Source organism: Vibrio sp. Vb1574 (assembly GCF_033338675.1).
Genome location: NZ_JAWOTC010000015.1, coordinates 22165 through 47602, shown reverse-complemented (window position 1 = coordinate 47602; position 25438 = coordinate 22165). Strand labels below are relative to the sequence as shown.

The following is a 25438-nucleotide window of genomic DNA, read 5'->3' as shown; positions in this document are numbered from 1 at the left end:
AACTTCTCTTCCTGATGAAGGAGTCTCGACAAAAAGCCAAAGGCATCTATACCCCACACTTTGCAGTATTTTGGGTAAGTTTGCCCTCACCTCCTAAACGACAGATATAAACGGAGGAGAGAGCAAAAATTAGGATGATTTATTGGAACTAAAAACTTACTTAGTGACTACTTTTAGTGGTACCGGGATGTACTCTTCTACTTCTTCACCTTTCAAAACTTTGTCAGCCGTTTCAACACCTAAAGCACCGATAAGGTCTGGTTGCTGAGCAATAGTTGCCGCTAGTTTGCCACGGTTAACTGCTGCAATGCCGTCTTCCGTACCATCAAAACCAACGATAACGACATCTTTGCCAGAAGCTTGAACTGCGCGAAGTGCACCTAGCGCCATTTCATCATTCTGTGCAAATACCGCTTGTACATCCGGGTTAGCCGCTAGCAGGTTTTCCATTACGTTTAGACCTTTCGTGCGGTCAAAGTCAGCTGGTTGGCTAGCAAGAAGATCCATATCGCTGCCCTTCACGGCATTCATAAAGCCTTCACCGCGCTCACGCGCTGCCGATGTGCCCGCAATACCTTCAAGTTGAATGACTTTTGCTTTTTCGCCGACTTTTTCCATGATGTAGTGGCCTGCCATTTCACCACCAATTACGTTGTCCGACGCGATGTGACTCACAACTTCACCACGGCTTGCACCACGGTCTAATGTCAACACAGGGATCTTAGAACGGTTCGCCATACGAATTGCATTAGACACTGCATCAGAATCCGTTGGGTTGATAAGAATTGCTTTTACGCCGCGAATACTTAAATCCTCGATGTTCGACAGTTCTTTACTCGGGTCATTTTGCGAGTCCAGTACAATTAAGTCGTACCCCAATTCTTTCGCTTTTGCTTCCGCACCGTCTTTCATCGTTACGAAGAACGGGTTGTTTAGCGTCGAAACCACAATCGCCATGGTATCTTGAGCTTGCGCCGCTACCGATACGGTTGAAGAAAGAAGTGCAGCAGAGATAAGAGTTGCAAGTTTTTTCATCGTTCTAGTCCTTTGTGTAGGGTGAGCCAGTACACATCCCCTGACTCGGTTTGTATTCACTGTTTTATATATACAGATTGTTATGAATTACTTGTTTTTGTTGTCTACCAATACCGCCAGCAAGATAACCACTGCTTTTGCAATCATTTGGTAGTAAGAAGAAACATCAAGTAGGTTAAGTGCATTGTTCAAGAAACCGATGATCAGCGCACCAATCAAGGTACCCATGATACGGCCTTTACCGCCCATCAAGCTGGTACCGCCAAGAACAACCGCTGCGATAGCGTCTAGCTCGTAGCCCATACCCGCTGTAGGTTGCGCCGAAGAAAGACGAGACGTTACGATAATACCTGCAAGCGCTGCTAGCATACCGCAGATGGCGTAGACACCAATCTTCACTCGGTCTACATTGATACCTGATAGGCGAGTCGCAGACTCGTTGCCGCCTAGTGCGTAAACATAGCGACCAAAGCGCGTGTGGTTAAGTAAATACCAAGCCGCTGCGAACACAACCACCATTAACCAAACAGGAACCGGAATGCCTAGCGCGTAGCCAGTACCAAACCATGCGAACGCATCCGCGGTGTCAGTAAAGCCTGTCGAGATTGGTCGACCTTCGGTGTACACCATGGTCACACCGCGTAGTAACGTCATGGTAACCAGCGTAGCGATAAATGCCTGCACCTTACCCTTCGCAATAATGATACCGCTGATCGCACCTAACGCTGCACCTGCGACTAAAGCAGTTGGAACCGCCACCAGCACCGGAACCTCAAGCGCAATCATGCTTGCCGCAAAGGCACCACACAATGCCAATACCGAACCAACACTTAAGTCGATGCCTGCTGTTAAAATAACTAATGTCATACCCACTGCGATAATGGCATTCACGGAGGTTTGACGAAGAATGTTGAGAATGTTGTCGACCGTAAAAAAGTTCGGGTTCAAAAATGACACAACAACGATCAGAAAGATCAAAGCTATCAGTGATTTTTGCTCAATCAGCCACTCTTTTGTGAACAACTTCTTGTTGCCAGTTTCGGTTGGTTTGCTCATGGTATTCGTACTCATGCTGCTTCCTCATTGATCTCTTTGCCTACGGCACAGGCGAGTAATTTTTCTTGATCGGCGTCTTTCGCATCAAATTCGCCGGTGATACGACCTTCATGCATCACTAAAATACGGTCGCTCATGCCGAGCACTTCAGGCATCTCGGAAGAAACCAAGATGATGCTCATGCCTTCGGCCTTAAACTTGTTGATGAGCTGATAAATCTCTTTTTTTGCTCCGACATCAACACCACGTGTCGGCTCATCCAGAATCAGAACTTTAGGTTTCGTCATTAACCCTTTCGCTATCGCAACTTTTTGCTGGTTACCACCAGATAAGTTGCCGATGATTTGATCTCGCGTTGGGGTTTTAATGTTGAATAACTTAATAAAATCTTCCACTGCAATCACTTCGTCGCTGTGTTGAATCTGGAAGCCTTTGGTCAGCTGGTTTAGCGAACAAAGTGACATGTTATCCTTAACTGAAAGACCTAAAACCAAACCATCGCCTTTGCGATCTTCAGAGATGTAAGCGATACCATTTGCCAAGCCATCTTGCGGGCTAACCGGGTTAATAGTTTTGTTATCAAGATTGATAACACCATGCTCACTAGGTAATGCGCCGTAAATGACTTTCATGAGTTCAGTGCGGCCTGCGCCCATCAAGCCAGAAATTCCAAGAATCTCACCACGCTTGAGAGTAAAGCTCACATCCTGAACGCCAGACCCAGTCAAACCAATGACTTCAAGACAAGTTTCGCCATGTTGGACATCAATACGTGGATATTGCTCTTCTAATTTTCGGCCAACCATCATTTCAATTAGGCCATCTTCATCAGTGTCGGACACCTTGCACTCACCGATAAACTTACCATCACGAAGCACGGTAATGTCGTCACAGATTTCAAAGATTTCTTTAAGACGATGCGAAATGTATACGATGCCGCATCCTTGCTCGCGAAGCTCATTAATCACTTTAAATAGTGATTCCGTTTCGGTATCGGTCAATGCGTCCGTTGGCTCATCCATAATGATGACTTTCGACTCAAACGAAAGTGCCTTTGCAATTTCCACCATTTGTTGTTCACCAAGGCTTAAATCGCCAAGCAATGTTTTTGATGAGTGCTTTACATTCAGACGTTTTAAAAGCTTGTCAGCTTCGTCATACATTTTGCCCCACTGGATACGCCCTAAGGAGCCAGTGAACTCTCGTCCCAAGTAAATATTTTCGGCAATCGTCAGTTCAGGAATCAGGTTCAGCTCTTGGTGAATAATGCTAATACCAGCTTCCTGTGAATCGCGTGGACCTTTAAAGGCCGCCGGCTGACCTTGATATTGAATGCTCCCCGCATCCATGTGGTAAATGCCTGTCAACACCTTCATTAACGTTGACTTGCCTGCTCCATTTTCACCCATCAGCGCCATAACACGGCCTGGATAAACATTCAGGCTTGCTTTGTCGAGTGCTTTTACGCCCGGAAACGCCTTCTCAATTTCGCTTAGTTGTAGAATGGCTTGAGTCATAATCTGTCCTCAATATCTCTGGCTTAAAAAACCACGCCCGCTTGGAAAATAACGTTCGCATATGGCGAGCATTCGCCGGTTCTTACGATAGCGCGACTTTGGGCCGTGCGTGCTTTAAACGCTTCATGTGACACGTAGCTCACCTCAATAGATTTGCCCGTCTCTTCACTCTCTTTGCTCAGTTCGTTGAGCAACGCTTCATGCAAAACTGGGCTTGCATCAGAGAACTCTTCCGCAATGATGACCCCTTCGATTTGGGACTCAGATAGAATTACGCGAACAGTATCAAGAAAACTTGGTACCCCATGCGTTAGCGCCAAATCGATTCGCTGAACATGCTCTGGGATTGGTAGACCAGCATCACATATCGTGATCTCGTCAGTGTGGCCTAGCGTCGCCACCAAGTAAGAAATATCTGAGTTAATTAGGGTACTTTTTTTCATCTCATCGACCTTTCGGTTACACGTTCATACAACCATGAGCGCCTGTTTTAAAGTGTTTTCGTTATTAACAGAAAACTCATCGAAACGTTTCGATGAAATAATAATTCGTCATCGCAATTTGACCAGTGTGAGATCGATAAGGTGTGAGAATGATCTGTAATTCAATTGTCATTGAATAGGAAAAGTGCACTTGAGTCACACTTTATCATCGAAACGTTTCGATGATGGTATTTCCCTGTCATTACAGTTAGGTTTTATACAGGGAGGGAGGAAAAGAGACGTCCAACTACTGAGAAAACCTCTAGTTAATAAGCTCGAAACCTTTCACGTCATCACAATTCTTAGATAGCTGCCTGATTTTGGAGAACGCTCACCTTACAATCTGGTTACAATTTGCCAAAACACATCATCCGTTCAGTACCTTACCTGGTACGCGACGTTTGTAGGGACACAAACGGAAACTAAGAACCATAATGAAGTTAAGCAATAGAGTCATTTTGCTTGTCGCGCCAGTGATCTTATTAAGCGCGTTAGTATCTAGCTATATTATTTATAGCATTCAAAAAGTGACGCTCATCAAGCGGGAAGACAGCTATATTCAGTTGCAGATGGAAAAGCTCGCCGGGCAGTTTCGACAAGCGAATATTTTTCTTAATAGCTATGCCTATACGCTCAGTAAAAGTGATGTATTACAAGACTATTTGGTTAATCATAACAACCCCTATCGTGAGCGAGTCTTGTTTAATCGATTAGACGAGACCGCTGAAGTATTAAGCCATGGTTACAAAGGCGATGCGAGTATGGCGATCCTCGACGGCAAACAAAACCTTCTCTACTACACAGAAAACAAATATTACGAATCATCAGGTGTGGTCGACCCAAAGGTGTTAGAGTACATATCACGAAGTTTCAATGAGAGAGAGACTTTCAGTCACACTGGCTTTATTTATAACTCCAGTGGACAAAGCATTCTTCTTCAATATGAGGTCGTCGACAAAAGAACGGGGGCTCACCCTTTGAGCTTTGACTCGAAAAATGTGTTTTTTGTGGTAGTTTCCGTATCACTTGAAGCCTTTAACGAGATTAAGCATGACATCGAGTTTGACACGCACAGCGTGATTACTTTCGCCGACAAACCCATTTATCTTGATATTCCTCTCGCTCAAACCATTGAGCTGCTGCCGCACTTTTATGCCGTGCTTTCTCCTGCCGAATATTTAATGTGGAATAAAGTCGATAAAGTGTGGCTAGAACTTGCTTTCTCCTTTGGCGTAGCGGCGTTTTTCACCATCACATTAATCATTTTGGTGTTGTACCGCTATGTGTTGCGCCCTGTTTCTCGCCTTGATAAGCAGCTGAACGAACTTGAATCTAATCAACGTGACAATATTGAAAAGCTAGAAACAAACGATGAAATAGGACGCCTCTCTGCACGCTTTTTTGATATGTATGAGGAACTTAATGTCATCTATAAAAAGACAAAACGCCTAGCTGAAACGGATCACCTGACGCAACTCGCCAATCGCCATCGTTTTCATGAGCTTGCCACTCGTGAACTTATCTCCCCTTCGCAGTTTCTGTGGGTTGTTTACGTCGATCTTGATAACTTTAAATACGTGAATGATAAATACGGGCATGAATTGGGAGATAACTTATTAAAAGTGTTCTCATCACACATCAAGAATGCCTGTCAAAAGTTCTCGCACGATTACAACAGCCCCTGCTTTGCCGCCAGGTTATCTGGTGACGAATTTGCAATTTTGCTGAGCTCAAATCAAGAGGTAAAACGCTTGCCTGATTTGCTTGCATCAGAGTTACTAAAACCGATTAGTAATCTCAGTTCATCTTGGAGTAATTCATTTCCCGTTACGGCAAGCGTAGGTATTGCACAATATCCTCAAGACGGTACTGACATCGCGAAGTTACTCTCCAGTGCCGATGCGGCTATGTATCAAGCAAAACGGGCAGGGAAAAATCAATACGCCTATTATTCAGCCGCTCTCAATATTGAGTCTCAAAGACGAAGTCAACTTGAACGTGCGCTCCGAAAAAGCAATGTAGAGGAAGAATTTCACCTTGTTTTTCAACCCTATATGAACAATCGAAGCAACAAAATTGAGGGGTTAGAAGTCTTGTTGCGCTGGGAAGCCGAAGGTATCGGCCCTATCCCTCCAAAGGAGTTTATTCCAATTGCTGAGCAAGCCGGATTATTTGATAAAATTGACCGCTGGGTTTTCGCCAATGCAACGGCGGAATACCATCAATTAAGGAATATTTTCGGTAAGAATATTGTTCTTTCGGTCAATCTTTCATCAGCAGAGCTAAACTCGATAGAAATGGCAAACTACATCCATGAACAAGCGACACTGCACAGTGTTAAACCAGAATGTATTGAGATAGAAATAACCGAAACCTTTGCCGCAGAACAACAAGGCACGGCTCTACTTGATGAGCTATCAAAACGTGGCTACCGTCTTGCAATTGATGACTTTGGTTCTGGTTACACATCGTTAACTCAGCTCGTTCAGTATCCGGTTCAAAAAATCAAATTTGATCGAGAGTTCCTCGTTACATTGATGAAGACCAACAACGGCCATGTGATCAAACCTATTATTGAGCTATGCCATGCCCAGAATAAAACGGTTACAGCAGAAGGTATTGAACACAATATGATGCATGAATGGCTATCGGCATACCGCTGCGACTATATGCAAGGCTATTTATTTGGCAAACCAATGACTAAAGAACAATTGAGCTTGTGGTGGCAATCGGCAAATGACGACAGTCGATTTGATGCGTCCATGGCCAGCTCAATTAGGGTTTCAAGAACATAAGTTAAGGGGAGACGTACAGCTGTCACAACTGTGGCGGCTGTATTTAGTTATATATGAGCTTCATTGATAGATGCTCAGCTTTTGTTCCCCCATACCTATATCTATGACTTTAGTCGAGTAAATCACTATTTATTCGTTTTTAAACCAGCACTTCCTTGAAATCCAAACCGGTCAAATTCAGCGCTTTGACGCTATCGTACAAGCCACCTTTTTTGTCCGTGCAAAACGTTCTGAGCCCAGCACCTTTTACTCTGAACAAGTCAGATTCATTAACGGCTTCCCTATTCAAAACGAGTTTCTTAAACGGTCTAGCACGACTTAGCTTACCATGACGAAGATTATACTCGGTAGCAGAGGTATCAATGGCATCAATTTGAGTGACAATGTTTAATGCTCGCCAAGGCTTTCCTTGTAGATTTAATGGTAAAAATTCGACATTCTCGCTCAACACATCGAGCTTATCCGCAATAGAAGCGGATACAGCAAGAGTAAAAGATCCCCATGCTGCAATATCAGGCCTGGGTAATGGCTTTTCACCCTTAACGTCTAACCATTCAATATCAATACTTTTCCAACTGGCTTTAACAGACTCTCCATAGAGTTGGATAGGTTTGCTTGCCGTTACTTGAAGAGACATTTCCAATGGCGACTCTCGCAACATTGCAAAATCATTAACATTGGGAGTGACAATAAACACTTTATTAAATGCTGTCATAACCGTCCTTAAATCAATTTGAGCGCTTTCAAACCAAACATAATAAATAGAGTTTACTTTCATGTTCAAAAATTTAATGAATTCAGATCTGGCGTTCTTATCTTTTAATTTCTAAGTTTTATTATTTATATATTTTAATCCACACGATAGAATTATTTTTTAAATTTTTACTATGTACCCTTCCTTATGTAATCGAATAAATTAGAGAATAAACAATAGCACGCATCACTTCACTTTTGTCGAGCTCATCACTCTCACTTAAACGATACATTCACAAGTTCAATTTTTGTACGACTTAGACTTGGCTTTGTCAATCGTGAATTAAAAACAACCGATTCACCGCTGTTTTACTGCCTTTTCTTACCACCCTGTTGTTTATTCATACATTATAAATGCACTTATACACATAACGATTCGGCGTTACGATTTGTTACGAGTTAAATCACAAACTTTTGAGGTATTGGATAAAGCGTAGAAAAAGAAAACACATTGAAATAAAAAGAGTTTCTAAAGTACGAAAAATAAAACGCCGTTTTTATAAATTAGCAACTTCACAAATATCCTTAAACACAGTTTTATTAATTACATATATCAGATATTATTTACGCCGAAGTTTATAGAAACCATCGTTAAACTTCATATTTTATATAAGTTTCAATTAGTTAGTTTTTAACTCGAAAACTTATCGTCAACCCAATATCAAGCACCTAAGCGTGCAATAAGAAACATTGGGAATAGAATTATATTGATGTGCATGTTGTTTTAACGAATGCATGAAGCAATCGGTAAATTTGTAACACCATAGAGTTTTATTTAGCCAAGATGAAAAAGTTAATTTTATTATTTACATGTGCGCTGTTGTCTGTCTCACCTTTTGCTTTTGCAAAACAATCAGATAACGAACCCAGGGATCATTTACGACCAAAGCAAGTTGAACATGTGTTTAAACAAGCCAAGCTAGATGGCATAGTAGACTTTAAGTTGTTCAGTGACGCTTACATCGCTTATCAGAAGACACCCGATAGAAAGAAGTCGGTACTAACGATCATCGACTATAGTAAACCATCAACTGAAAAGCGTTTTTATGTGGTTGATTTAGATAAAAAGAAGCTAATCTACAATACGTATGTTTCTCACGGCGTGAACAGCGGAAAGAAAATAGCGACACAGTTTTCAAATGTCGTGAACTCGCGAAAAACATCATTGGGCACTTTTTTGACTGATACCACTTACTACGGCTCAAATGGCTATTCACTTCGATTAGATGGGCTAAGCTCTGGATTAAACGACAAAGCTCGCGAGCGTTACATTGTCGTGCACGGTGCCGATTACGCAAACCCTTCCTTTATCAAGAAGAATGGATACCTCGGACGCAGTTGGGGTTGCCCTGCTTTACCAGAGAAGTTGTCTCGCGAGATCATTGACACTATAAAAGGCGGCAGTGTTATTTACGCAAGCGCGTAATACCGATGCGACACATATGGGGAAGAAAAAAGAAGATTCTATTTCTTCCCCAGTAATAATCCTGTTAGCTTAATCGTCCTTGTGCAACGACTCTCTTTCCATTTTCGCTTACTCGAAAGCGAAAACTATTGTGTTATTCGCTGATATACCTAAGTGCGATCAGAAAACTCTGTTCATCCCCCTTCCATCTCGTTAGTATACGCTGAGTTCATCAGACACTGGCTTTCATCGTTATCATAGTTCCACTAAGATTCCTTAATCATGGTGGGTAACTGTGGCTTTATATGTTTAGGGTTACTTCTTGCGTTATCTACACCGTATATTATTGATGCTTTCTTTGTCCCTGCTCTCAGGGCTCATCACAGCTTCATATGCGCATGAGTGGCACCACACCAAACATTACACTTCCGAGCGCCTACTTAAACTCTCTCAACAAGACGATTTTGAGCTAGCACACACTGATTTTCATGCCTCAGCTTCTCTGAGCTCTTGGGGTTCAGAAAGTTACTACCTACATATAAAGCGCGAGTTGTTCGGGCTTGTCTCCTGTCGCCGAACATCAGCTACTGATGGCGTTTTATCATCAGATTTTACTCCTGATTATTTTTTACTTATTGCTTTCTCTTCTCCACCACTACTGGAGTTGGCAAAACAAGCATCTCGCTTACCTCTAGACAGTTATGGCGGACTCATGAGTCAACGCTCTCTTTATCGCCTCTCTGGAAGAAAGGAAGCGAACTTAATGTACGTCTTTACTCATGGTCGCAACGCCTTCTCTGTTGTTTAACTTTTTATGACATACAGAGAACACGAAAATGTAACGATAAGAGCCAATATGCTCATTGTTACTAGAACCAATTTGAGGTCCATATAATGACAAGAATCGCTACAACCATCGCACTAGCATTACTATTTGCAGCGGGCTCAACCTTAGCAAACACAGAAACTAAGCCAGAAGAAATGAGTAACGACACTCTGTTAGAGTGTGCCAACGTTTCTAACGCACGTATTGCAGTTCCGGAACACAGAGCGATGTTCAGACACTACTTAATGTCTGAGAGAGACTACAGCTTTGACCAGCTATCGTCTGCCGAACTTGAATTTAAAGCAGCAGATAAGAATGAGTCTGAAGTAGAGAACATCTACAAGTCTCAGTGCAAAGAAGTTGGCGAATACCTATATAGCATTGGCTATTAAATTCGAAACCCTAACGACACTCAAAAAGAAAGGCGCAATGTATGCGCCTTTCTTTTTACTGACAAAAACCTGTCGATTAGAGGTCTAATCTGCATACAAGCTTAAAAGTGCAAATCAAAGTAAACTTATTGGGAAAACTCTGACACATCCTTGGGTTTACAGGTCGCTCGACGTGCTTTAACAAACAAGAAACTAAGCACTCCAATCACAAGAGTAATTATTGGTGCCGCCATTAATAGCATTGTGATTGCTTTGCTCATATTTTCTGGTAGCAAAGGAAGTAATGAACCAAAACCGCATAATATCAGCGTCCATAAAATCGCACTCAGCCACGCAAAGTAATGGAATTTACTAATACGTTTCACTCGCAACCCCATCATTAATGGCAATAGGGAACGAACAACCGGAATAAACCGCGCACAAAAAAGCGCAATCAATCCATGTTTACTGAGTAATACGTCGACTTGTTCCAAACGCTTTTGAGGAACCGCACTCACCCAGCCTTGGACCTTAGGTAAGCGATTTAGCCACTTGCCTTGTAAATAAGCCGCCCAACTTCCCAACCCCGCACTAACAGCTATCACCAACATGATCATAATTGGGTCAAGGACGCCAACCGCCGCCAGCGTACCGGATAATACGACGACACTGTCGCATGGGAAAGGTGCAGCAGGAATAAAGCCACTTTCCAAAAAGATAATCACAGCAACAACAAAATAAACCAAACCTGCACTGCCTGGCGCCATTAACGCCGTGAAATCTTGATGCCAAAAAGCACTCAAGACCTGAATGATCGAATCAAACATAAACCGCTCCTAAGCATAATTAACCAAAAGTTGCAAAAACATGGAATGTGTTAGCGAGCATGTATAAAGCGGTATATGAAATTCGATTCTTTTCTCACTCCGATTCTGTATTTAAAGTGAGTAAAAATACTTTCAATACAACAACCTAAAGCCTCATTGCCGATGCGTTTTAGCCGCTTCATCGAGTAAATTGCCGAACGATGCGCCCACCATGCTACATCAAGCATTTCAAACCATTCGGGTTCTACATCGTCGTTCGAGCTCATTTCCTTAGCATGGCTAACCCTCAATACATTCCGGCTGTTTAAACTCGGGTAGTCTAGTTGTATTGGAGAGATAGGATGTTCTGAAAAGTGCTTCGACTTAGCGTCAACAGCAATATTCTGGTTATGAAAGGAAAGAAAATTTGGGTGTGAGTGCGCCAGGCTCATGCTCGGAGCCAACAAGCAGAAAAGTAGTCCGAGTAAAGCAATCAGGGTCGTACGCACAAAGGTAACCAAAACCAAAATAATAAGTTCTTTTAACCCTGTGCGTAACTATTGGCAATTAGTATTCTTAATCGTTAAGAATACTAATTATTTTTCACCGTAAGGGTAGCTTTCAAACATCTTCGCGATTTCTTCTTGGATGAGAGATTCTCTTTTCTCAGAGCTCATTGACTCAGACAGTTTACGACTTGAAACGCCTTTCCAAACGACTTGATTAGCCTTTGCATCAACCAGTTCAACCACCAACTTCCCATACTTACGTTCTTTATATCTTTCTGGGCTTGAAGTGATCACACCAAAGCTATTCCAGCCATAGCCAAAGCTCACCGACGATCCTGAAGAAACAAGCTCGGATTCTTCTACGATATCATGATGTACGTAAAGGTCACCGCCACTATTTACCTTAATTAAACCCTTACCCTCAAGCTGTTCAGCAAGCCCTTGCTCAATACGTCGACCATCAATACTGGTAGGAGCTTCCGCCTGAGCACCGAAGTCAAACGTTCTGTAAGCTGAAAAGTCGGCTTGTTTATCTACATCAGTTGTAACGGTAGTACAAGCAGATACCAGCATCACCACCAGCCCTAATATCAAACCTCTCATCATGTTAAATCTCCTTTGGTTAAGCTGACTGTTTCAGCAGAATTACCCTGTGTTATACATACGCATCAACAGTAAAAAGTAATCATTTCAATATCTAGTCTTGACCATGAAACGTGACTGTTCAATAAACGAGATTAACCTTTACACAGAAAATCTTGAATATCATCAACATCTAAACACCTAAGAATTCGGTGTTTACGACCTAATTGGAAGCCCCTAGGCTTAGTAGCGGAATCGCGAGTGCCACAAAAAACCAGAGACAATGAACACTTTAACATCAGTCCGCTACTTTTTTAGGCAACTGACAAACATTTGATGAGAAAAGACTTTTCTTTTTCGTCCAGTGTGGCATATTAACTGAGTCCTATCGATGCGCGGGCATCGTATAATGGCTATTACCTCAGCCTTCCAAGCTGATGATGCGGGTTCGATTCCCGCTGCCCGCTCCAATCTCTTTATCTCAATTTACTCATAAAAATCCGATGGCGGAGCGAACAAACGGCGGCAGCGTTGTTTCCATGATAAGTTTGGTCGAGTTACGTCATAAAACATGTCTTTCCATTCTGCAAACGTCACGCGGATGGGATTAAAGCTGTTTACAGGTTTAGAAACCCCATACCGAACCGTTTCCACCTCTGGTTCAAACGTTCCGAACATTCGATCCCAAATAATTAATACACCCGCATAATTTTTGTCGATGTACTGACGGTTCACACCATGATGAACGCGATGATGAGACGGCGTGTTAAATACCCACTCTAGTGGCCCGAGCGAACGAATTGATTGGGTGTGAACAAAAAACTGTAAGCCCAGATTAAACAACACAACGAAGACAACCCATTTTGGCTCAAAACCAATAATCACCAAGGGCAACCAAAAAATCCACATCCCCGCTAGCGGATACATTAAACTTTGACGAAAGGCGGTACTGAAGTTCATTCTTTCCGAACTGTGATGAACAACGTGCGCGGCCCACATCCAACGAATACGATGGCTAGCCCGATGAAACCAGTAATAGAAAAAATCTTGCAGGACAACAAGTAAAAGAAAAGCTGAGACGCTCATTTCGATATCAAACAAACGCCAATCAAACCACCACAAATACAACTGAGCAATCAGTAAACCCGTGAGTATGTCTGTCGCTTGGTGTAAGCCCGCAAGAACAAAATTACACGCTACTTCAGGGAAGTAATACGTCGCGCTTTCAGGCAAGCGTCCCCTTCTTTGTCCGAACCAATATTCGGCAAGCATGCAGAAAAAGAAAACTGGAGCCAGAATCATCAGAAGTAATTCTGGGCGGTCCATCAACTGCGTCCAATCCATTATGTTTCTACCATTTTGCATAGTGATCTTCAGTAAGACCCATAACTTCTTCTAACTGATGTTTGATGCCATTTCCATCGATAAGATAGCCAGAGAAATAACCGATGTACTGACGAAAGTTACTTTTGAGAAGCCAAAAATTTTTCTTCTCTGAGCGTCGATTCAAAGGCGTGAACTGTAAGTTAACTCGTTTATCTTCAGACGTAATATGCCACTTTTGCCCTTCATCACTTCGTGAAAACTGAAACTGCACAGGTTGCAAAAAGTGACGCTGACCATTAATCCACAATACATTTTCGCAATAGCCAGTTTCATTAACGCCAGCTGCCAAATTCAACCCCAGACGCCTGTCATCCTCAAAGCAATTGATACTCGCCCAGCGCCAACTTGTTTCTCGCCGCATGTACCCAGCGGAAAAATCGTAACCAGCAGCCACCTCTGAAAGATCTTGCTCTTTTCCTAATATGAACAAGTTACCGTCTACTGCTAACGCATTGTGCTTCTGAGTATATGTCCAACCCGCATAACCTGTTGGCGTACACAACATTAATGGCAAACTCATATTTTCTGGACGTAAATAGAGATCCGCATTGACTGACTCTGTCACAAAGTGGACGTGCCAAATACCATCCTTAATAGAAAACTGAACTCTTTTATTAGCAAGATGGGCAAGACTGCACCAACTGGAAGGCTGAGTTTGATAACCTATATTAAAAGGTTTCAACCATTGTTGCTCAATCAACTTATTCTTTTTAATATCAAACAGGTAGAAAAAGCCGGATGCTAAATACCGTATATCAGCAATCGCTACTCCAATGACGTAATCAGGTGTGACCAAATTGACGAACTGAAACTGCTTATAATCGCGGTAACGGCGCCACTTAGACACTGGCTTATCCATCTCATCAAGGTAGGTAAATTTATCTAGCTGTAACGATGTTGGAATTCCATCAAGGTGGCCAAACGCTGGTAGACCATTCTGCTGAATAAACGAGTTCAGAACCTTAAGCTCATCCATATAGTTGTCTTTTCACAAGTCATCACACACACAAACTTTAACACGACGTTAACATAAACAATTTGCGTAACTGCACAACAACATCGACTAAAGTGATTTCTGCTTGTTATATGTGAAACTGATCACTCAACCACCCGCTTACTTAGCTCGCCCTACCTATCTCAACCAACACTGCCCGGGTTAGAAGCTGCACATTCTCATCCGCAGGAAATACCACTACAACCATTGAATCTTGGTCAAAATCACTATTTAATGGAAATACATTCATATAAACTGATTGCTTATTCACATCAAGGAAGAAACCTATGTCATACATACACGATACTATTGTTGCGTTGCAACACAGTAGCCCTGCGCAAAAAGAATTTTACCAAGCGGTAGAAGAAGTATTAACTTCTCTCGCGCCGGTAATAGAAGGCAATAATAAATATAAGGAACAAGCGATTATCCAGAGGATCGTCGAGCCAGAACGTCAAATCATGTTTCGAGTTCCTTGGGTTGATGATGCTGGAAATGTACAAGTAAACAAAGGTTATCGAGTTGAATTCAACTCTGCTTTGGGGCCGTACAAAGGAGGATTGAGATTCCATCACTCAGTCAATGCGAGCATCATAAAATTTCTCGGCTTTGAGCAAATCTTTAAAAACGCACTGACTGGCCTTCCTATCGGTGGCGGCAAAGGCGGTTCAAACTTCGATCCTAAAGGAAAATCCGACGGCGAGATCATGCGATTTTGCCAATCATTTATGAACGAGTTGTACCGTCATATCGGTCCTGCCACCGATGTTCCCGCAGGCGATATCGGCGTCGGGGCGCGCGAAATTGGCTATATGTTTGGTCAATACAAACGATTGACGGGGCGCTACGAAGGTGTGCTTACAGGCAAGAGTCTTCTTTGGGGTGGATCACTCGCCAGAAAAGAAGCGACAGGATATGGCGCCGTCTATTTTGCAGAATGCATGCTCAACGACCGCAACGATTCATTGAAAGGGAAAACTTGCCTCGTTTCTGGTGCTGGCAACGTGGCTATCTACGCCATTGAAAAACTGTACCATATGGGAGCAACGCCGGTTACATGCAGCGACTCTCGAGGTACGATCTATCATGAGCACGGTATTGATCTTAAGCTCCTAAAACAACTGAAAGAAGTGAAAAGAGCAAGCTTAGAAGAATATTTAGAAACTTACCCTGAAGCAGAATACACACCAGAGGGCGACTATCCTAATGAAGGACATGCTGTTTGGCGATATCAGGCTGATGCTGCCTTCCCTTGTGCGACTCAAAATGAATTAACGTCAGACGACGCACTGGCTCTTATCGAAAACGGATGTATTTTGATTAGTGAAGGGGCGAACATGCCAACCACCCGTGATGCTGCCAATATTATCGTGGACTCGGACATAGCTTATGGGCCTGCCAAAGCAGCCAATGCAGGCGGCGTTGCAACCAGTCAACTTGAAATGGCGCAAAACGCCAGCATGCAAAACTGGACGTTTGAACAAGTGGATAGTCAGTTGCAAACCATCATGAAAAATATTTTCATCAATGCAAACGAAACCAGTAAAGAGTTTGGCCAACCTGGAAATTTAGTTTTAGGCGCCAACATTGCAGGCTTTAGAAAAGTCGCTGATGCAATGATTGAGCAAGGTGTCGTCTAGATGAACGAGCCAGCAGGATGACTGCTGGCTTAATATAACTCCGCAATAGGCCGCGCTTTTTGATAAAGAGCTCCACTTAATTCGCAATAAGCGTTGTCACTTCTGTTTTAACGGAGTTGGCGATAAAGCAATTCTCATGGGCCATGTGGTGCAGTTTTTCTAATTGAGATGGTGTCGGTTGTTTTTCACCTGAGAATGTTATCTTAGGGTTTAACGTTACCTTTGATACCCACTCTTTTCCGTTTTCGCCTTTTTCAAGCTCCCCTACCGCTTCATCTAAGTAACTGTCCACAACGTAACGCCGCTTTGCTGCAATAGACAAGAAAACGAGCATATGACAACTAGAAAGTGCCGCGACAAACGCTTCTTCTGGATCAACATTTTCTTCTACGGATAGTGGTAATGGTACTACGTGGGGAGATGGAGATGCTGGGACTTGCAACCCTCCATCAAATTGCCAAATGTGTGCCCTACTATACTTATTATCACTAAACTCTTCGCCAGCTTTACGATGCCATTTGATTAAAGCGGAATGCTTACTCATTCTAACTCCCTGATTTTCCGACGACGAATCAACACTATCCGTCCTTGCCACAGTAAACCACAACAAAATGAGTTAAGGAAAGCATCGCACTCACAGGGACTATAAAATCTGTTGAGGATCGGCATTGTTCTTCTGGATATCATCCAAAAGTCTATGAGACTGATGGATGTTGACCTGTAACCGATTGATCAGCATCTGCAACTGCTCAATCTCGGGACTTTGGTTGGCTTTAAGTTGAGTTTCCAGGGCCTCCGTTTGGCTCGCCAAAATAGGTAAACTTAGGTTCAGTGCCATCCCTTTCGTTTTGTGCAACGTCAGCTCTAATGAAGCAAAGTCTTCAGCCATAAAGTATTCAATAAGTTCATCAACAGAAGTCTCAAAATCGACAATAATGCTTTTTAGCAACTCGTCGAGCGCTTCTGGCTCATCTCGTAAAGAAGTAAACATGCCTGAACGGGAGAGTTCTTCCTCTGTTAACCTTAAGTTCTCGATTGGCTTACGTTGCAATTGAAGCACATTGCTGTCACTCGTTAGTGGCGGATTCTGTTTCGGTTCGAGTCTGGCGGCAAACTGTTTGAGAGCGTCTGAAAAGCTCTCATGCTGTAGCGGTTTCGTAAGCACATGGTCTGCTCCTGCTTCGATAAAGCTATCGTGAGCTTCACGAAATACGTCTGCCGTGTACGCAAAGAGTAATGTCTTGATACCTAACTCTTGTCGGATAACGCGTGTCGCCTCAACGCCATTCATCTCGGGCATATGGTTGTCCATCAAGATCAGGTCGTACTCGTTCTCTTTCGCCTTTTTAACCGCGATTAATCCATTTTCTGCAACTTCCACTTCATGCCCAAGCTTTTCGCAAAACCCTTTTGCCACAATGGCATTCACACGGTTATCATCAGCAAGTAGTATCTTTAAATGGTGTGATTTTGCGCGAGGTTTCGGTGCTTCTTGCTGCTTTTTCGGAGCAGATTCTACCCAAGGAATCGGCAACTCAACGATAAATTGACTTCCAACGCCTTCTATACTCTTCAGAGTAATATGGCCACCCATCAAATCGGTTAGTTTTTTGACGATGGCTAACCCAAGCCCTGTTCCGCCGAACCTTCGAGTCGTTGATGAGTCTGCTTGCTCAAACGAGTTAAAAATATGCTCGTGCTTGTCTGGCGCAATACCAATACCGGTGTCGCTCACGCGCATGACCAACAACTGATTCGATTCATCTAACTCAGTTCTAACCAGCACATGCCCTTCATTGGTAAACTTCACCGCGTTACCGGCGAGATTAAACAAGATCTGTCGTAAACGCGCACAATCTCCAGTAAATTCAGTATATTCAGAAACCTCGTTTTCCAAGATTAACTCGATATTTTTTTCATCAACAAGTGGTTTTATTGCGCTACACACCGGAGAAAGCACTTGATCGAGCTTAAACTTAGCTTGCTCAAATTCCAGTTTGTTTTCTTCAACTTTAGAAAAATCCAAAATATCGTTGAGGATCGTCATCAGATGCTGGCCAGAATCAAGAATAACCCTAATGTGCTCTTTCGTCGTCGGCTCTTTGGTCTCTTCTGCAATCATTTGAGAAAGCCCTAGTACACCATTCATCGGCGTTCTTAGTTCGTGACTCATTGCAGCAAGAAAATTTGATTTCGCTTTTGCCGCTCGCTCGGCTTTGTTTCTCGCCTCTTCAATTTCAAGATTCAACTGTTTTAAGCTATGCATTCGGTGATGTGACTGATAAACAAACGCGCTAACTAGAAACATCACCGCGATAAATACAAACAACCACGTAAAACGCGCCTCACTTTGAGCAATATTGAGTAACCGATGCTCTGAGCTTTCGACAAACTCAATATAAGTGTGATCAAGCAGTTCATTCGTCAGCAATTCAATTCTTTTATCACTCGTTTGAAGCCGTTTAAGGAAGTTCGCTTCCTTTTCACTCTCAACTTCAGTTTGTGTTAGAAGCAACTGGTTGAGAAATTCAAAATAACGACTGCCACCCAAAGATTGACCGCTCTCGGTAGAAACATCTTGCTGATATAAATTGAACAACATGAGTAATGCATACCGATTTTCTACCTGAACACCAATTAACATATCAAGCTTCAACGTTGTTTGAAGCACTCGCTCCTTAAACTGTTCAAGCGTATCCCTAACTTTTATACGATTGGGTGTCACGGGAAACCAAACTGATGCCTTTGATGATTCCAACAGTGCCTGTACTGCGATTTCTATCTCTACTAAAGATGTTGTTAACTCATAGTTTTTCCTATCTTCAACGGCATATCGGTTCACGATAACATCACGCTCTTCAATCAACTCATGTCCGATATTCATTAGCCCAGCATGAAATTCTTGAGCGTTTTTTGAATTCATATACGACATATACGCCAGTGTGCAGCACGTCAGTATCCCAATAAAAAAGCAAAAGTTGATCAGTTTGAATTTATTCATTTTCCAACACCTCTAAAATTATGGGTCTAGGTGCTGTCAACGACTGCAAGAATGCTTCAATGTCCGCGACATTCTCATCGTTCATCGTTATACCGAGCTGGGTTTTAGCCATGATTTGTATCGCGTCGGATAACTTATCGACTTGCCCATTATGAAAATAAGGACTCGTTAGCGCGACATTGCGTAAACTGGCTACTCTAAAATAGAATCGCTCTTCATCTTCTATCGTAACGAGTTGCCTGCCCGAGTCCTCTACTACTGGCTTATCCTTGAAATAGGCGAACCTTTGGATCATCGCTCCGCCGATATTTTTGCCCTGATGACACTGCACACAACCTGAAGTCTGAAATGTTTTCCAACCTCTGATTTGCTGTTCACTCAGTACATGCGTGTAACCCAATAAGTAAGCATCGAATGGTGCGCCAGGCGTCTGCAGCCCTTCAACAAACTCCACAATAGCGGACTTGATATTATGAACGTTAATCGGCAATTCACCGTCACGATTAAATAGAGCTTGATAATGTTCACTCTCTTTTACATATTGCTCTATTGTTTGCCAGTTTGAATCCATTTCCATTGGATTATGGATTGGACCATCAATCTGAGCCATCAAGGTGTTTTCCGTACCATCCCATAAAAAACGATAATTTAACGCTGCATTAAACACTGTTATAGAATTTCTAATTCCATCACCTTTCACCCCCGTAGAGACAGGTGTATTTTCAGCGCCATTGGTTTGCAGATTGTGGCATGTCGCGCAGCTGACATTACCATTTGACGATAATTGAGGATCGCGGAAGAGATGCCAGCCAATTCTCGCTAGCTTAATATCCACATTAGGATCACCCTGTATGGGCTGAACTAGGGAGATATCACCTAACATCTTCGCGTTTCTTGCGGTTGTTGTTTGGCTCAAAATGAGTGTTACAACAGCTAGTGCGATTGCGCTGAATTGCCTCATCAACTACATACCTTAAACTTATCATTGATATGAATTTAGTTGCATTTTGGCGTTTTTTCCACCGACAGGAAGTTGAAAAAACGAGTTAAGTATTGCTTTGTTTAAGGCTTTGGTTGAAGAGGGAGTAATAAGGCGAATAGGAAGAAACCTATCGCCTTATGAGTAGCTAACGTATTGAAATCTGAGTTTAGTGTAGAAAAGCCAAAAACCGTTGAAACCAAGTCACCTCTCCATACGAGATCAGATCGAAAATAGTAAAGAATACGGCACAGATAACGGCCAACTTAATCAAACGCTGAACAATAAACATAAACATCACAATTACCAATAATTTGCTTTAGTTTACTATCTCACACAGCGTTTATATATAAAAATGTAGTCTCCTAATTAGCCTCGGGAACTTATTCATTAGAACCTATACTCAAGCATCTCTAAGTTATTTGGATATACTTGAATTAGGATTTCAAAAAGTCCCTGTGACCACACAAGGAGGACTGCATGAAACGACTATGGATATGGTTCTTACCTTTACTCTTGATTGCCAGTCAAGCACTGGCGAATACCGTTTGGATTGTTCCTGTCAAAGGCGCTATAGGGCCTGCTACTAGCGACTATTTATCTCGTGAAATAGAAGAAGCTCAACTAAACGGTGTCAGTTTAGTGATCTTAGAGATGGACACACCAGGCGGCTTAGATAGCGCAATGCGAGATATTATTCACGCGATTACCACCTCCTCGACTCCCATTGCAACTTGGGTCGGCCCATCTGGTTCTAGAGCTGCCAGTGCAGGAACATACATCTTGCTCGCTAGTCACGTAGCCGCCATGGCTGAAGCGACAAACCTCGGAGCTGCAACGCCCGTCGCGTTAGGTGGTACGCCTCAACCTCCTTCATCGGATGATGGCAAAGATCAAAACGCGGAAGAAACGCCAGAAGGAACCAACGAAGGTTCAGAGAAAGTTCCCGCGAAAACCGCAATGGAGAAAAAGGTGATTAATGATGCTAGAGCCTATATTAAAGGCTTAGCAAAGCTTCATGGCCGAAATGCAGAGTGGGCAGAGAAAGCAGTGAGCGAAGCAGCGAGTTTGGACGCCACAGAGGCATTGGAATTAAACGTTATTGATTATATAGCCAACTCACCAGAGGATTTAGTCAAAGCCATTGATGGACAAACTGTTAAAGTTAACAATCGTGATGTGACATTGTCACTGGAAAATCCCGTATGGATTGAAAGAACACCCGACTGGCGAGCAGAAATGCTAGCCGTTATAACCAATCCAAACGTTGCCTACATTCTAATGCTCATCGGCATCTACGGTTTACTTCTTGAATTTTACAACCCAGGAATTGGCTTACCCGGTGTGCTAGGTGGGATTTGTCTGCTTCTTGCCATGTACGCACTACAAATGATGCCCGTCAACTACGCAGGTCTTGGTCTGCTGTTACTCGGTATTGCACTAATGATAGCGGAAGCATTCAGCCCGAGCTTTGGTATTTTGGGCTTAGGCGGCGTTGTCGCCTTTGTACTCGGTTCGATATTTCTCATGGACAGTGAGTTACCAGGATTCCAGATCGCCCTTCCTTTGATTTTTGGTATTGCCATATTTTCCGTGGCTCTAATCGTGCTGACCGTCGGCCTGCTGCTCAAAATTCGTCGCCGGCGTGTAACGACGGGTTTAGAGACTTACCCTGGGAAGGTCGCCGTGGTAAGCGATGACTTTATCGATGGCGAAGGACGCGTTCAACTCAACGGTGCGTTATGGCGAGCTAAAGCCAAAGACCATCAACAATTCAAACAAGGTGATCACGTCACCATTGTTAATGTTAAAGGGCTGACCTTAACTGTGATGCCTGATGACCGCCAAAATAAATAGGAGGCGCTTTATGATGCTCTATACCGTTGCGGTGATCGTGGTGCTGCTGTTCGCACTAGCGACCCAAATGTTCAAGGTTTTGAGAGAATACGAACGTGGGGTTGTGTTCTTTCTTGGTCGATTTCAAGAAGTCAAAGGACCTGGTTTGATCATCCTTATCCCATTTATTCAGCAAATGGTGAGGGTTGATTTACGTACTGTCGTTTTGGATGTGCCGACACAAGATTTAATTACCAAAGATAACGTTTCTGTGCGCGTCAACGCGGTCGTTTATTTTCGTGTAGTTGATCCTCAAATGGCGATTAACAATATTGAAAGCTACAGCGATGCTACCAGCCAGTTAGCACAAACCACGCTGCGCTCGGTATTGGGTCAGCATGAACTCGATGAATTGCTATCAGAGCGAGAACGCCTCAATAAGGATTTACAATCCATTCTCGATCAACAGACTGATGACTGGGGAATCAAGATTGCTACGGTTGAAGTCAAACATGTTGATTTAAATGACAGCATGGTCAGAGCCCTAGCCCGTCAGGCAGAAGCAGAACGTAACCGTAGGGCGAAGATCATTCACGCTACTGGTGAGTTAGAGGCTTCAAATAAATTAAAAGAAGCAGCGCAAATGCTCAACGAAGCACCGAATGCATTGCAATTACGTTACATGCAGACACTCACTGAAATCACTACAGACAAAACATCCACTATTATTTTTCCAATGCCGATCAATCTTGTCGAAGCTGTCAGTGATATCGCCGAAGCGGTGAAAAAGAATAAAGAGACACAAGATAAGTAAGATTCTGCCCCTAGGAAGTAACGACCACTCACGTTACTTCCTTATTTGGTACTCGCTTTAAGGATGTGCCCATCTTCTTTATCACATTCTTGTTTCATTACTTCTAAGCCCGTTTTAAAGCATGTTCGCCAAGCGGTTTCAACATCGGCATCGTACCCAGAATCACACTGCCGAACCGTTTCTAACAAACTCTCAAGCCAAACATCAAAATCCTGCGGCTCTATACCAATATCTGCACTTGCATGCTTTTTCCCATACTTTTCCACCATTTTGTGCGCTTCGGTCGAGGTATCTGCCATCATAAAAAATACGATAGACCCTCTAAGCATTCTCACTTGTTGGTGCATGTCTATACCGTCAAACTTCTGTCTAAAGTTGGCACTTTTCGACCATAAATTTTTGTAGAACAAGTCGAAAAACTCCTGATCTGAAGTACAACGTTCATAGCTATCATTAAAAACTTCAATCACGTTCATGTTGCTTTCCCCTACGCCTTAATATGAGTTTAATTTAATATCAAATAAAAGCTTCCAAATAAGGACTTTTAAGTTTCAAACCGATCAACCCACATCGATTTTCAACAAAAAGTAAAAAGTGATTTAAATAAACACCCTCTTATCAATGAAAAAATATCCATTATCATGACCCCATATTCGAGGTACGCATGGTTGTCGATGCTAGTGCATCCTCATCTGTCATCACATAAAGAGGATATAAACGTGTCCCATCAAATCATTACCGATCTAAATAGCCGTTACACTGCAAAAAAATATGATGAAACCAAGCGCGTTTCTCAAGAAGACATGGCGATAATCAAAGAAGCACTGCGTTTGTCGGCGTCTTCTATCAACTCACAACCATGGAAATTCATCGTTATTGAAAGTGATGAAGCGAAGCAACGTTTCCACAATACGTTTGCAAATATGCATCAGTTTAACCAACCACACGCGAAAGCCGCATCACATACGATTCTGTTTGCTTACGATCCTAAATTTACTAAAGAGAAATTTGCGAAGCGTGTGGATGCAGAAGTAACATCTGGCCACTTGCCAGCGGAGATGTACAACAACTTTATGGGTGCTTACGCTTTTGCCGATGCAAATACGGACGAAAATGGCTTCAACGGAAACTGGACAAAAGCACAAGTCTATTTGGCACTAGGCAACCTACTACACACATTGGCACGACTAGGCATTGATTCAACACCGATGGAAGGTGTCGATCCGGCTCTGATTGGAGAAGAGTTTAAAGAAGAGCTCGAGGGCCATATTTGTGAAGTTGCGCTGGCGATTGGCTACCATAAAGATGGGGAAGATTATAATCATGGTCTTCCAAAAGCACGCCTTGCAATGGATGACGTAATTACGACTCTATAGTCGACCATTGTCTTAGCTTAGCGACTTAACTCATTGTTTAAACTAAAAAGAGCCGCATTAATGTGCGGCTCTTTTTTACTTGGTTCTGCGTCAACTTTACGCAACTTGCTCTGACTTAAAATTACCAAGCAATGCATCGTAAAGCTCATTGTCGCTTAACACACCAACCAACTTATTATCTTCAACCATAAGCAGAGGCTGATTGCTACGCTGTTTAAGTTCAATCGCTTCTCGCATACTGATTTCTGGACTAACCTGAACCAGAGAGTTTTCATTAACTTCGTCAAGGTTCGAAGAGTCGCTCTTCCATTGAATCAACGATTTATCTTTATCCGCTAAACTTAACCCCTTGCTCTCTTGTATCACCCAAATATCTTTGTCAGGGCAAATTAGAACACGCGTATCTTCGCGAACCAAATCGTCACGCATTAAGGAACGTCCCTTCAGCACATTTAATGGATTAGTGTGAGCAACAAAGTCCGCCACATAATCGTTTTCTGGAGCAAGAATGATCTGTTCTGGCTTGCCATGTTGAATCAGCTTTCCTGATTCCATAATGGCGATGTTGTTACCGATTTTAAGTGCTTCATCCAAGTCGTGACTCACAAAAAGAATGGTTTTGTTTAGCTTTTCTTGAAGCAGAATCAATTCATCTTGAAGCTGAGCACGAATCAATGGATCAAGTGCTGAAAACGGTTCATCCATTAACAAGATATCAGTGTCCATCGCAAACGCTCGCGCTAGGCCAACACGCTGCTGCATACCACCAGAAAGCTCGTGCGGGAATTTGGTTTCCCACTCAGATAAACCGACCATTTCGAGCTGTTCACGCGCCTTTTTACGACGCTCTGCTTTACCAATGCCTTGCATCTCTAGACCAAACGCTACATTGTCTAACACCGTTAACCATGGCATCAATGCAAACTTCTGAAACACCATGGACACGCGGTGCGTACGAAGGTGGCGCAGTTTCTGTTCGTCACAGTTAGAGAGCTCAACCATATCGTCGCCATCTTTGATTTTCAGAGAGCCACGAGAAATATCGTTCAATCCGTTAACCGTTCGCAGCAAACTTGATTTACCCGAGCCTGAAAGCCCCATCAAGACACAGATCTCACCCTGTTTCACGTTCAGCGAAACATTATCAACCCCAACCACTTGGCCAGTTTCATCAATGATTTCTTGTCGAGATTTCCCTTGATCTAGTAGTGCTAGCGCCTGTGCTTGTTGCTGACCAAAAACGACATCAAGATTTTTAATAGTAATAGCGTCCAT

The 25438-nt window shown here is 42.9% G+C and carries 23 protein-coding genes and 1 tRNA gene; 9 read left to right on the top strand and 15 right to left on the bottom strand.

Features of this window, described 5'->3' with window-relative positions; translation table 11 throughout:
- Positions 1-156 precede the first annotated feature (156 nt).
- From rbsB to rbsD, 4 genes are all read right to left on the bottom strand, one after another.
- Positions 157-1035 carry a ribose ABC transporter substrate-binding protein RbsB gene (rbsB, locus tag R7O12_RS12270; RefSeq protein WP_005373143.1) on the bottom strand — a complete coding sequence of 293 codons (879 nt, stop codon included), beginning with the start codon at positions 1033-1035 and terminating at the stop codon, positions 157-159.
- A gap of 87 nt (positions 1036-1122) precedes the next feature.
- A complete protein-coding gene (rbsC, locus tag R7O12_RS12265; protein ID WP_005382618.1) occupies positions 1123-2106 on the bottom strand; it encodes a ribose ABC transporter permease in 984 nt (327 codons plus the stop codon).
- Positions 2103-3608 (bottom strand): ribose ABC transporter ATP-binding protein RbsA, encoded by a 1506-nt coding sequence (gene rbsA / locus R7O12_RS12260; RefSeq protein ID WP_017820312.1) that lies wholly within the window; start codon positions 3606-3608, stop codon positions 2103-2105. The genes rbsC and rbsA overlap by 4 nt, the downstream gene beginning before the upstream one ends.
- Positions 3609-3631: 23 nt before the next feature.
- A complete protein-coding gene (rbsD, locus tag R7O12_RS12255; protein ID WP_005382620.1) occupies positions 3632-4051 on the bottom strand; it encodes a D-ribose pyranase in 420 nt (139 codons plus the stop codon).
- A 473-nt stretch (positions 4052-4524) separates the two neighbouring features.
- On the opposite strand from rbsD, the gene R7O12_RS12250 reads away from it, so the two are divergent.
- Positions 4525-6885 carry an EAL domain-containing protein gene (locus R7O12_RS12250; RefSeq protein ID WP_318125879.1) on the top strand — a complete coding sequence of 787 codons (2361 nt, stop codon included), beginning with the start codon at positions 4525-4527 and terminating at the stop codon, positions 6883-6885.
- A 139-nt stretch (positions 6886-7024) separates the two neighbouring features.
- Here R7O12_RS12250 and R7O12_RS12245 read toward each other — a convergent pair whose 3' ends face one another.
- Positions 7025-7600, bottom strand: coding sequence for an imm11 family protein (locus R7O12_RS12245; protein ID WP_025767876.1), 576 nt, complete (start codon positions 7598-7600; stop codon positions 7025-7027).
- Between the two features lie 822 nt (positions 7601-8422).
- Between R7O12_RS12245 and R7O12_RS12240 the strand changes: the two genes are divergently transcribed.
- The 3 genes from R7O12_RS12240 to R7O12_RS12230 all read left to right on the top strand — a co-directional run bounded on the left by R7O12_RS12240 (position 8423) and on the right by R7O12_RS12230 (position 10261).
- Positions 8423-9064: a murein L,D-transpeptidase catalytic domain family protein gene (locus R7O12_RS12240; RefSeq protein WP_318103999.1), complete on the top strand. Its 642-nt coding sequence runs from the start codon at positions 8423-8425 to the stop codon at positions 9062-9064.
- 328 nt (positions 9065-9392) lie between these two features.
- Positions 9393-9851 carry a hypothetical protein gene (locus R7O12_RS12235; RefSeq protein WP_017633653.1) on the top strand — a complete coding sequence of 153 codons (459 nt, stop codon included), beginning with the start codon at positions 9393-9395 and terminating at the stop codon, positions 9849-9851.
- Between the two features lie 86 nt (positions 9852-9937).
- Entirely contained in the window at positions 9938-10261 is a 324-nt protein-coding gene (locus tag R7O12_RS12230; protein WP_005373158.1) for a hypothetical protein, read from the top strand.
- Positions 10262-10386: 125 nt separating this feature from the next.
- Here the strand turns inward: R7O12_RS12230 and R7O12_RS12225 are convergent, their stop codons facing one another.
- The 3 genes from R7O12_RS12225 to R7O12_RS12215 all read right to left on the bottom strand — a co-directional run bounded on the left by R7O12_RS12225 (position 10387) and on the right by R7O12_RS12215 (position 12161).
- Entirely contained in the window at positions 10387-11067 is a 681-nt protein-coding gene (locus tag R7O12_RS12225) for a DedA family protein (RefSeq protein WP_318104001.1), read from the bottom strand.
- Between the two features lie 50 nt (positions 11068-11117).
- The gene (locus R7O12_RS12220) at positions 11118-11498 is read right to left on the bottom strand and encodes a hypothetical protein (RefSeq protein ID WP_318104003.1); all 381 of its coding nucleotides are present in this window, start codon (positions 11496-11498) and stop codon (positions 11118-11120) included.
- A gap of 144 nt (positions 11499-11642) precedes the next feature.
- Positions 11643-12161 (bottom strand): DUF4136 domain-containing protein, encoded by a 519-nt coding sequence (locus tag R7O12_RS12215; protein ID WP_005382627.1) that lies wholly within the window; start codon positions 12159-12161, stop codon positions 11643-11645.
- Between the two features lie 371 nt (positions 12162-12532).
- Here R7O12_RS12215 and R7O12_RS12210 point away from each other — a divergent pair.
- Positions 12533-12607 (top strand) — tRNA-Gly (locus R7O12_RS12210).
- Between the two features lie 16 nt (positions 12608-12623).
- Here the strand turns inward: R7O12_RS12210 and R7O12_RS12205 are convergent.
- Both R7O12_RS12205 and R7O12_RS12200 read right to left on the bottom strand, forming a co-directional pair.
- A complete protein-coding gene (locus R7O12_RS12205) occupies positions 12624-13481 on the bottom strand; it encodes a sterol desaturase family protein (protein WP_005373167.1) in 858 nt (285 codons plus the stop codon).
- 7 nt (positions 13482-13488) lie between these two features.
- The gene (locus tag R7O12_RS12200) at positions 13489-14499 is read right to left on the bottom strand and encodes a DUF2804 domain-containing protein (RefSeq protein ID WP_064354710.1); all 1011 of its coding nucleotides are present in this window, start codon (positions 14497-14499) and stop codon (positions 13489-13491) included.
- A gap of 305 nt (positions 14500-14804) precedes the next feature.
- Here R7O12_RS12200 and gdhA point away from each other — a divergent pair, with 305 nt between their 5' ends.
- Complete coding sequence (gene gdhA, locus R7O12_RS12195) at positions 14805-16157, top strand: NADP-specific glutamate dehydrogenase (protein ID WP_017633658.1); 1353 nt, start codon at positions 14805-14807, stop codon at positions 16155-16157.
- Between the two features lie 76 nt (positions 16158-16233).
- Here the strand turns inward: gdhA and R7O12_RS12190 are convergent, their stop codons facing one another.
- The 3 genes from R7O12_RS12190 to R7O12_RS12180 form a co-directional block, all read right to left on the bottom strand.
- Positions 16234-16701, bottom strand: a complete 468-nt coding sequence (locus tag R7O12_RS12190; protein WP_005373176.1) for an OsmC family protein — start codon at positions 16699-16701, stop codon at positions 16234-16236.
- Positions 16702-16800: 99 nt separating this feature from the next.
- On the bottom strand, positions 16801-19158 hold the full coding sequence (locus tag R7O12_RS12185) for an ATP-binding protein (RefSeq protein ID WP_250654669.1): 2358 nt from the start codon (positions 19156-19158) through the stop codon (positions 16801-16803).
- The gene (locus R7O12_RS12180) at positions 19151-20119 is read right to left on the bottom strand and encodes a cytochrome-c peroxidase (protein WP_017820324.1); all 969 of its coding nucleotides are present in this window, start codon (positions 20117-20119) and stop codon (positions 19151-19153) included. Before R7O12_RS12180 ends, R7O12_RS12185 begins: the two co-directional genes overlap by 8 nt.
- A gap of 498 nt (positions 20120-20617) precedes the next feature.
- Between R7O12_RS12180 and R7O12_RS12175 the strand changes: the two genes are divergently transcribed.
- Together R7O12_RS12175 and R7O12_RS12170 are read left to right on the top strand one after the other, a co-directional pair.
- Positions 20618-21994 (top strand): NfeD family protein, encoded by a 1377-nt coding sequence (locus R7O12_RS12175; RefSeq protein WP_053307604.1) that lies wholly within the window; start codon positions 20618-20620, stop codon positions 21992-21994.
- A gap of 10 nt (positions 21995-22004) precedes the next feature.
- On the top strand, positions 22005-22787 hold the full coding sequence (locus tag R7O12_RS12170; RefSeq protein WP_005373196.1) for a slipin family protein: 783 nt from the start codon (positions 22005-22007) through the stop codon (positions 22785-22787).
- Between the two features lie 41 nt (positions 22788-22828).
- Here the strand turns inward: R7O12_RS12170 and R7O12_RS12165 are convergent, their stop codons facing one another.
- Entirely contained in the window at positions 22829-23263 is a 435-nt protein-coding gene (locus tag R7O12_RS12165; RefSeq protein ID WP_017633662.1) for a globin, read from the bottom strand.
- A gap of 243 nt (positions 23264-23506) precedes the next feature.
- Between R7O12_RS12165 and R7O12_RS12160 the strand changes: the two genes are divergently transcribed.
- A complete protein-coding gene (locus R7O12_RS12160; RefSeq protein ID WP_064354707.1) occupies positions 23507-24163 on the top strand; it encodes an NAD(P)H-dependent oxidoreductase in 657 nt (218 codons plus the stop codon).
- A 96-nt stretch (positions 24164-24259) separates the two neighbouring features.
- Here R7O12_RS12160 and choV read toward each other — a convergent pair whose 3' ends face one another.
- Entirely contained in the window at positions 24260-25438 is a 1179-nt protein-coding gene (gene choV, locus R7O12_RS12155; protein WP_042523602.1) for a choline ABC transporter ATP-binding protein, read from the bottom strand.